Consider the following 7928-nt stretch of genomic DNA (forward strand, 5'->3'; position numbering starts at 1 on the left):
GTGAGTCCGCGGTCTCGTCAGACCCGCGAGACGCGTCCCGGCTCGCGGACCGCCGGCGGCAGGAGCGCGGCGTCCACCCGCCCGCCCGCGGCCAGCGCCGCGCCCACGGGGTAGGCGCGGGCCCGGGCCGGGAGGTCGGCCTCGTCGCCGGAGAGCACCACGGTCACCCCCGCCGGCTCGGCCCCCGGGGCGGGGCACAGCCCGAGGCGGCGCAGGGCCTGCCCGGCGACGGCGCCGGCGCTGTCGTGCAGCCGCACCCCGGGCAGCGCGGCCGCGATCTCGGTCGAGACGAGCGGGTAGTGGGTGCAGCCGAGCACCACGCCCGCCACGTCGTCGGGCGTGTGCCGCGCGGCGGCTCCGACGGCCGCGGCGATCGCGTCGGCGTCGGCGGCCTCGACCGCGTCGGCGAGCCCGGGACACGGCACGGGCGTCGCCTGCCCCGGCGCGGCGAACAGGGCGACGAGGTCGGCCTGGTAGGTGCTGGCGGTGGTCCCCTCGGTGGCCCACACCGCGAACGGCTCGCCGGCCGCGGCCGCCGGCTTGATCGCCGGCACCGTCCCGACGACCGGGCGGTCCGGCTCGAGCTCCGCGCGCATCGGCACCAGCGCATTGACGCTCGCGGTGTTGCACGGCACGACGACCGCGTCGGCACCGCGGGCCACCGCCAGCCGCGCGACCCCGAGGACCCGCTCGACGATCCAGTCGGCCGGGCGACCGCCCCAGGGCATGCCGACGGGATCCATGAGCAGGTCGAGGTGGGCGTCGGGACGCAGGTGGCGCAGCCACCCCGCCGTCGGCAGCATCCCCAGCCCGGAATCGATCAGTGCGATCCGGATCGAGGGGTCGGCTCGCCTCGCAGGCACATGGCGAGGGTACGCGGGGCGGGTCAGACCATCGCGGCGGTGCCGACCTCGGGGTGGGCGAGGAAGTACTCGACCATCGGGCCGACGTGCTCGTCGAAGGTCGGGCAGCGCACCCCCACCTCCGCGAGCAGCGCGGTGGTGGCCGCGGTGTCGTAGATCGTCGGGTGGGTCAGGTACTCCAGCGTCGAGGACGGCACCTGGAACAGGCGCCCGACCCCGGGCACGTGGTCGATGCCGAAGCCGGCCAGCGACGTCGGGGTCGGCACCACCCGCAGCCGCTTGCCGAGCCGGGCGGCGAACGCCTCGCACATCTCGACGACCGTCGGCGGGTCGGGCTGGGCGAGCGCGACGGTGCGGCCCACCGCGGCCTCGTGCCCCGCGAGCGCGGCGATCCCGTCGACGACGAAGTCCGAGGGGACGAGGTTGAACGCCACCCGGTCGGCCCCCGGGGGCAGCGGCATGAACGCGGTGCCGCCCTGGCGGGCGAGCAGCTGCAGCACGTAGTAGGGCCCGTCGTACTTCTGGGTCCGCCCGGTCGTGGAGTCGCCGACCACCACCGACGGCCGGTAGATCGTCACGGGCAGCCCCGCGTCCCGCGCCTTCACGACGACCCGCTCGGCCTCGTGCTTGGTGTGGTCGTAGTGGTTCGCGAACGCCTGCCCGAGCTCGAGGTCGGACTCGTCGAAGATGCCGTCGTAGCGCCCGGAGACGTAGCAGGTGGAGACGTACTGCAGGCGGCGCAGCCCGGCGCCGTCGGCGGCCTCGCGGGCGAACGCCACGACCTGGCGGGTCCCCTCGACGTTCACGCGCCAGGCGATCTCCGGGGCCACGGACAGGTCGTAGACCGCAGCCAGGTGGAAGATCTCGAGCCGGTCGGCCAGCAGACGCGACCGCACGGCCGCGTCGAGCCCGAGACCCGTCGTCGTGATGTCCCCGACGACGAGGTCGGTCCGCCCCGCCACGGAGGGGTCGTCGCGCTCGATGTCGGCGAGCGCCTCGCGCGCCCGGTCCATCCAGCGCTCCTGGACGAGCGCGACGGCCCGGGCCTCCGGGTCGCGCCGCAGCGTGCGGGGGAGCAGGGCCGAGCCCAGGAAGCCCGGGAAGCCGGTGAACAGCACGGTGGTCACCGGCGGAGACTATTCGGTACCGCCCGTACCGGGCGGTGAGTCCCCACACAGCGGGACGACGGGTGTCAGCCCGGCCCGCGTGGGGCACCTTCGCACGCAAGGGACGTCGCGCACCGCAGCCGGCGTGACGGCGCCGCCGGTGAGAGGGAAGACATGCAGAGCCAGAGGATCGTGGTGGTCGGGGCGGGGTTCGCCGGCCTGGAGACCGTCAAGCGCCTGGAGAAGGTGCTGCGCGCGGAGATGGGGCGTGGCGAGGTCGAGGTCGTGCTCGTCGCCCCCAACGACTACATGCTCTACCTGCCCCTGCTCCCGCAGGTGGCCTCCGGCGTCATCACCGCGCAGGCCGTGACCGTCCCGCTGCCCCGCGCGGTCAAGCGCGCCCACCGGCTGCCCGGCACCGTCGTCGGGGTCGACCTCGCGTCGAAGAGCTGCGTCGTCCGCAAGATCAGCGGCGAGGTCGTCGACCTGCCCTACGACCGGCTGGTCCTCGCGCCCGGCAGCGTCACCCGGCAGTTCGACATCCCCGGGCTCGAGGAGAACGCCCTCGGGATGAAGAACCTCGCCCAGGCCGCCTACCTGCGCGACCACGTGCTCTCCCAGCTCGAGCTGGCCAACGCCTCCACCGACGACGAGGAGCGGGCCGCCCGCTGCCGCTTCGTCGTGGTCGGCGGCGGCTACGCCGGCACCGAGACCGCCGCCCAGCTGCAGCTGCTCACCGAGGCCGCGCTCAAGCGGTTCCCGCGCCTCGACCCCGGCATGGTGCGCTGGACGCTGGTCGACATCGCGCCGCGCCTCATGCCCGAGCTCGGCAAGAAGCTGGGCGAGCAGGCACTCGACCTCCTGCGCCGCCGCGGCGTCGAGATCAAGCTGGAGACCGGCGTCGAGGAGGTCACCCCCGACCGGGTGACGCTCTCCGACGGCACCGTGATCCCGTGCCGGACGCTGGTGTGGACCGCCGGCGTGACCTCGAGCCCGCTGGTCAAGAACCTCGACGTCGACCTCAACCGCGGGCGCGTCCAGGTCGGCGCCGACCTCGAGCTGCCGGGCTACCCCGGCGTGTTCGCCCTCGGCGACTGCGCCGCGGTCCCCGACCTCACGCAGGACGACAAGGAAGCCATCTGCCCGCCCACCGCGCAGCACGCGAGCCGGATGGCGCGGACCGCCGCCGACAACGTCGTCGCCTCGCTGCAGGGCCGGGCACTGACGCAGTACTCCCACCACGACCTCGGCCTCGTCGTCGACCTCGGTGGCTCGCAGGCCGTGGCGCACCCGCTGAACCTGAAGCTCAAGGGGATGCCCGCGCAGGCGGTGACCCGCGGCTACCACCTGTTCGCGCTGCCGCTGATGCGCACCCGCGCCCGGGTCGTCGCGAACTGGATCCTGCACCTGTTCGGCGGCGACGACTTCATCCGGATCGGCTTCCTGTCCGATCGCAAGGCCACCGTCGACGAGTTCGAGGGCACGCAGTCCTACCTCTCGGCGGAGGAGATCCGCGCGCGGGCCTCGTGAGCGGATCCGAATCCTGATGGGGGCCGGCTGATGCCGCGGCTCGACGACGTCCTCGCGCCCGACGGCACCCGCATCCGCTGGTGGGACAACGGCGCCGTGGGCCGGCCGGGCCCCGACGTCGTCATCTCCAACGGGCTCGGCGCCGCCCCGGCGGCCTGGCCGTTCCTCGGCGGGGACGGACGGCCGAACCCGACCACCCCGCGGGCCGTGACCTGGCACCACCGCGGGCTCGGCGGGTCCGAGCGGCCGGCCGACCCCATGCGGATCTCGATCGCCGACCACGTCGACGACATGTTCGCGGTGATGGACGCGGCCGGGATCGAGAAGGCCGCGGTGGTCGGGTGGTCGGTGGGCGTGGCGATCGCCTTCGAGGCCGCCCGCCGGGCCCCGGAGCGGGTGTCGTCGCTGCTCGTCCTCGGGGGTGTGGCCGGTGGCGGGTTCCGCACCGGTCCGTCCTGGGCGCCGTCCTTCGTCTCGCGCGGGATCTCGACGGCGAGCGCCTGGTCGCTGCGCCTCGTGGGCCCGCCGGTGGCCGGGCTGATCTCGCTGCTCCCGCGGAGCATGGACGTCAGCGGGCTCGCCGCGCTGTCCCCGCCGCCGCTGCAGACGCTCGCCGAGGTCGCCCGCGAGTTCTCCCACCACGACTGGACCTGGTTCTCGACGATGGTCCTCGCCGCCGGCCGGGAGCCCGCCATCCCGGTCTCGTCGATCTCGGTCCCGACGACCGTCGTGGCCGGGGAGTTCGACACGATGGCGCCGGTCGAGGAGATGGTGGCGCTCGCCGACTCCGTCCCGGGCGCGCGCCTGGTGCGGCTGCCCGGCACGCACTTCCTGCCGCTGCAGTTCCCCGACGTGCTCGAGGCCGAGCTCGCCGACCTCAGGTCCGGTCGGCGCTGACCGGTCCGGGGCCGGTCGGTCCGGGGCTGGTCGGTCAGGGACCGATCCGGTCGGCGACGACCCGCAGCGCCAGCTCGTAGCCGAGCGTCCCGGCCCCCGCGATCACCGCGGTGGCGATGCCGGAGACGTAGGAGTGGTGCCGGAACTCCTCGCGGGCGTGCACGTTCGAGATGTGCACCTCGACGACCGGTACCGGGATCGCGGCGAGGGCGTCGCGCAGGGCGACCGAGGTGTGGGTGAGACCGCCCGGGTTGACGACCACCCCGGCGAAGTCGGTCATCGCCTCGTGCACCGCGTCGATCAGCACGCCCTCGTGGTTGCTCTGCCGGGCGTCGACCCGCAGGCCGAGCTCGGCCCCGAGGGTGCGGGCGCGCTCGTCGACGTCGGCGAGCGTGGTGGAGCCGTACACGTCGGGCTCGCGGCGCCCCAGCAGATTCAGGTTCGGGCCGTGGAGCAGGAGTACCGGACGGGGTTCGTGCATTTCACGATTCTGCGACACGGGGTCTCCGATCGATCACAGAGGGATAACAACAGCGATGTGATTCGAGGGTCAAGGTCCCGGGTGGGGACGCCGATGGAAGGACATCGCCCACAGTGGGCGGCCCTGCCGCAGGGAGGCAGGACTGGGACGGGAGTCTTTATGAGGACGGTTCTGATCTGTGACGACCGGCGCAGTGTCCGTGAGGGCCTGACCCGTGTCATGTCGGCCGTGCCGGGCGTGCAGCGCATCGACTGCGTCGCCACCCCCGAGGACCTGATGGCCCGCTACGCCCGCCAGCCGGTCGACGTGGTGTTCGTCGGGACCCAGCGTGCCGTCAGCACCGGCGCCGAGGCCACGCGGCGGCTCGTCGCCGCCCACCACCAGGCCAACGTCATCGTCTTCGGGGCCCCGGACGACGCCGGCAGCATCGCCGCCGCGATCGCGGGCGGCGCCCGCGGCTACCTGCGCTGGGACGCCTCGCGCCCCGAGCTCGTCGCCGCGCTCGCCTCGACGACCATGGGCGATGTCTTCCCCGCGCAGCGCCAGACGGCGGAGCCGGGCACCGGGGTCAACCTGACCGAGCGCGAGATGCAGGTGCTCCGCGGGATGAGCCAGGGCAAGAGCAACGGTCAGATCGGGCGCGAGCTCTACCTGTCCGAGGACACCGTGAAGACCCACGCGCGGCGCCTGTTCCGCAAGCTCTCGGCGTCCGACCGCGCGCAGGCGGTGGCCCAGGGCTTCCGCTGCGGCCTGGTCAGCTGAGTCGATCGTCCTCCGTCGCTGGGCAGCGAACCGGACGATCCGCCGAGTCGGAGGCGGCGGCATCGTCGGGCGAGCACGGCGACGGGTCGGGTACGACCTCGCGGGGTCACCCGCGACGAGGGGGGACACGCCCGGCCGGGCAGTGGCCGGGCGTGTGCTCGTCGTGACGGGTCAGGCCGTGGAGGTCCTACAGCGGGCCCACCGTGGACGCGATCCGGTCGTCCCGGATCTCGGTCCGGGTCCGGCGCTGGGCGCCGAAGCGGTGCCGGATGCCGTCGGGGCCGGCGAGCCAGCCCTGGTAGGCGTCGACCCGGTGCTGGGACTCGGCGCCGTCGGAGGTGACGGTGACGAGATACCGGGTGTCGCGCTGGAAGCGGTAGCGCGGAGCAGACTTCACCTTCGCGGTCATCGGGCGCGATCGTACGGGTACTGACGATCCGCGCGGTGGCCCGACGCGCTGACGACGCGGTCACATCCTGACCGCCTCGGACGCCATCATGGCCGGGTGCTCGAGACCTCGGCCCGGCTGCTGCGCCTGCTCTCGCTGCTCCAGACCCGCCCCGAGTGGTCGGGTCCCGAGCTCGCGGAGCGGCTCGACGTCTCGGTCCGGACCGTGCGCCGCGACGTCGACAAGCTGCGCGGCCTCGACTACCCCGTCGAGGTCGACCTCGGCCCGACCGGTGGCTACCGGCTCGGCGCCGGCGCCGCTCTGCCGCCGCTCCTGCTCGACGACGAGGAGGCGGTCGCCGTCGCGGTGACGCTGCAGACGGCCGCGGGCTCCGGAGGAGTGGGCGTCGCCGGGCTGGGCGAGACCGCGGTCCGGGCCCTGGTCAAGCTCGAACGCATCCTCCCGGACCGCCTGCGCCGACGGGTCGCCGCGGTGCCGGTGTCGACCGTGGCCCCGATCCGCGCGCTGCCGTCGGTCGACCCGAAGGACCTCGTCGCCGTCGGCGCCGCCTGCCGGGACCGGCGCGTGCTCGAGCTCGACTACACCGCCTTCGACGGCACCGAGACCCGCCGGCGGGTCGAGCCCCACCACCTCGTGTCGTGGGGACGCCGCTGGTACCTGCTCGCCTACGACCTGGGCCGCGACGACTGGCGCACCCTCCGCCTCGACCGCACCCGACCCCGCGTCTCGCCCGACGGCCTCGCGACCGGGCCCCGCTTCGTCCCGCGGGACGTCCCCGGCGGTGATCCCGCCGCCTACGTCGCCTCGAAGGTCGCCGACGTGCGGCCCTTCCGGTGCCGGGCCCGCGTGCTGGCGGGCATCGACGAGGTGCGCCGGCGCATCTGGACCGACCAGGTCCGGCTGACCGACCTCGGCGACGGCACCACCCGCGTGCAGCTCTCGAGCGACGCGGCGTCCTCGGCCGCGTTCCTCCTCGTCGCGATGGAGCTCGACCTCGAGGTGGAGGAGCCCCCGGAGCTGACCGCGGCGCTGCGCTCGCTGGGGGAGCGCTGCCTGCGCGCGGCGAATTCGTCCAACCCCGGGGTTGCGCCCGCTCGGGGTTAGGCTAGGCTCACCTCAACGAGATCGTCCGACGGACATCTCCACCAGACCGGCCCGTGCGAGTGTTGTGGTGGCGCTCGCGGTGGCTGCGCAAGAGGAGGGCGCCGGGCTCGAGGGACGAGCCCGGCGCCGTCCTCGCGACCATACCTCGTCTCATGGCCCCTCGCGGCCCGAGGCTCGAGTGCGCACCCGGTCGCCCCCCGCATCGACACCCCGCGGTCAGAAGGGTGGGTCGGTGTCGTCGATGTCCTCCGTCGGCTGCTCGACCCGCCCGGTCTTCGTGGCGGCGCGGATGCCGAGGCGGATGGAGGTCTGGATGGCCTTGTCGGTGATGATGCCGTCGCGGTTGGGGCGGGGTTCGAAGTCGGGGCGGGGCTTCGCGGGGTCGAGGTCGAGCAGGTGCCACGGGTACGGGTAGCGGCGTGCCACGGGCCCGGGTAGTGGGTTGGTGACGCGGCTCGCGGTGTGGTGGACGGTGCCGGTGGGGTCGGTGACCTGGAAGCGGCCGGGGTCGGGCTGGGTGTAGTGCCAGCGGCCGGTGTGTTTGCCGCGGTGGTGGTGGCGGCAGAGGTTGGCCAGCTCGTCGGCCTGGGTGCGTCCGCCGTACTGCCAGTCGAGGGTGTGGTCGTGGTCGCAGCGGCGGGCGAGCTTGCTGCAGCCGGGCGCGACGCACTGGTGGTCGCGGGCGTCGATCCACCGGGCCAGTGCGGTCCGCGGCAGCCGCTGGTCGCGGTCGCGGGTGGTGGTGGCGGGGTGCTCGTCGGGGTCCAGGGCGCAGG

The 7928-nt window shown here is 74.3% G+C and carries 9 protein-coding genes; 4 read left to right on the top strand and 5 right to left on the bottom strand.

Annotated features, from left to right (window positions below):
* Positions 1-17: 17 nt before the first annotated feature.
* Both ACFPBZ_RS18855 and ACFPBZ_RS18860 read right to left on the bottom strand, forming a co-directional pair.
* Positions 18-863, bottom strand: a complete 846-nt coding sequence (locus tag ACFPBZ_RS18855; protein ID WP_378037637.1) for a glutamate racemase — start codon at positions 861-863, stop codon at positions 18-20.
* 23 nt (positions 864-886) lie between these two features.
* The gene (locus tag ACFPBZ_RS18860) at positions 887-1990 is read right to left on the bottom strand and encodes an SDR family oxidoreductase (RefSeq protein ID WP_378037638.1); all 1104 of its coding nucleotides are present in this window, start codon (positions 1988-1990) and stop codon (positions 887-889) included.
* Positions 1991-2143: 153 nt separating this feature from the next.
* Between ACFPBZ_RS18860 and ACFPBZ_RS18865 the strand changes: the two genes are divergently transcribed.
* On the top strand, positions 2144-3499 hold the full coding sequence (locus ACFPBZ_RS18865; protein ID WP_378037639.1) for an NAD(P)/FAD-dependent oxidoreductase: 1356 nt from the start codon (positions 2144-2146) through the stop codon (positions 3497-3499).
* A gap of 30 nt (positions 3500-3529) precedes the next feature.
* Positions 3530-4396 carry an alpha/beta fold hydrolase gene (locus ACFPBZ_RS18870; protein ID WP_378037640.1) on the top strand — a complete coding sequence of 289 codons (867 nt, stop codon included), beginning with the start codon at positions 3530-3532 and terminating at the stop codon, positions 4394-4396.
* A gap of 34 nt (positions 4397-4430) precedes the next feature.
* On the opposite strand, the gene aroQ is transcribed toward ACFPBZ_RS18870, so the two are convergent.
* A complete protein-coding gene (aroQ, locus tag ACFPBZ_RS18875; protein ID WP_378037641.1) occupies positions 4431-4877 on the bottom strand; it encodes a type II 3-dehydroquinate dehydratase in 447 nt (148 codons plus the stop codon).
* Positions 4878-5036: 159 nt separating this feature from the next.
* Between aroQ and ACFPBZ_RS18880 the strand changes: the two genes are divergently transcribed.
* The gene (locus ACFPBZ_RS18880; protein ID WP_378037642.1) at positions 5037-5639 is read left to right on the top strand and encodes a response regulator transcription factor; all 603 of its coding nucleotides are present in this window, start codon (positions 5037-5039) and stop codon (positions 5637-5639) included.
* Positions 5640-5826: 187 nt separating this feature from the next.
* On the opposite strand, the gene ACFPBZ_RS18885 is transcribed toward ACFPBZ_RS18880, so the two are convergent.
* The gene (locus ACFPBZ_RS18885; RefSeq protein WP_378037643.1) at positions 5827-6048 is read right to left on the bottom strand and encodes a hypothetical protein; all 222 of its coding nucleotides are present in this window, start codon (positions 6046-6048) and stop codon (positions 5827-5829) included.
* A 96-nt stretch (positions 6049-6144) separates the two neighbouring features.
* Here ACFPBZ_RS18885 and ACFPBZ_RS18890 point away from each other — a divergent pair, with 96 nt between their 5' ends.
* Positions 6145-7152 (top strand): helix-turn-helix transcriptional regulator, encoded by a 1008-nt coding sequence (locus ACFPBZ_RS18890; protein WP_378037644.1) that lies wholly within the window; start codon positions 6145-6147, stop codon positions 7150-7152.
* Positions 7153-7368: 216 nt separating this feature from the next.
* Here the strand turns inward: ACFPBZ_RS18890 and ACFPBZ_RS18895 are convergent.
* Positions 7369-7928 (bottom strand): HNH endonuclease signature motif containing protein (locus ACFPBZ_RS18895; protein WP_378037645.1); only part of this gene is annotated, 560 nt, incomplete at its 5' end.

This window comes from Actinomycetospora atypica (genome assembly GCF_042653685.1).
GTDB classification, from domain to species: domain Bacteria; phylum Actinomycetota; class Actinomycetes; order Mycobacteriales; family Pseudonocardiaceae; genus Actinomycetospora; species Actinomycetospora atypica.

Bases quoted from the DNA above. Each gene is read 5' to 3' on its own strand.
- ACFPBZ_RS18865 (WP_378037639.1), top strand. From the start codon at position 2,144: ATGCAGAGCCAGAGGATCGTGGTGGTCGGGGCGGGGTTCGCCGGCCTG.
- ACFPBZ_RS18870 (WP_378037640.1), top strand. From the start codon at position 3,530: ATGCCGCGGCTCGACGACGTCCTCGCGCCCGACGGCACCCGCATCCGC.
- aroQ (WP_378037641.1), bottom strand. From the start codon at position 4,877: ATGCACGAACCCCGTCCGGTACTCCTGCTCCACGGCCCGAACCTGAAT.
- ACFPBZ_RS18880 (WP_378037642.1), top strand. From the start codon at position 5,037: ATGAGGACGGTTCTGATCTGTGACGACCGGCGCAGTGTCCGTGAGGGC.
- ACFPBZ_RS18885 (WP_378037643.1), bottom strand. From the start codon at position 6,048: ATGACCGCGAAGGTGAAGTCTGCTCCGCGCTACCGCTTCCAGCGCGAC.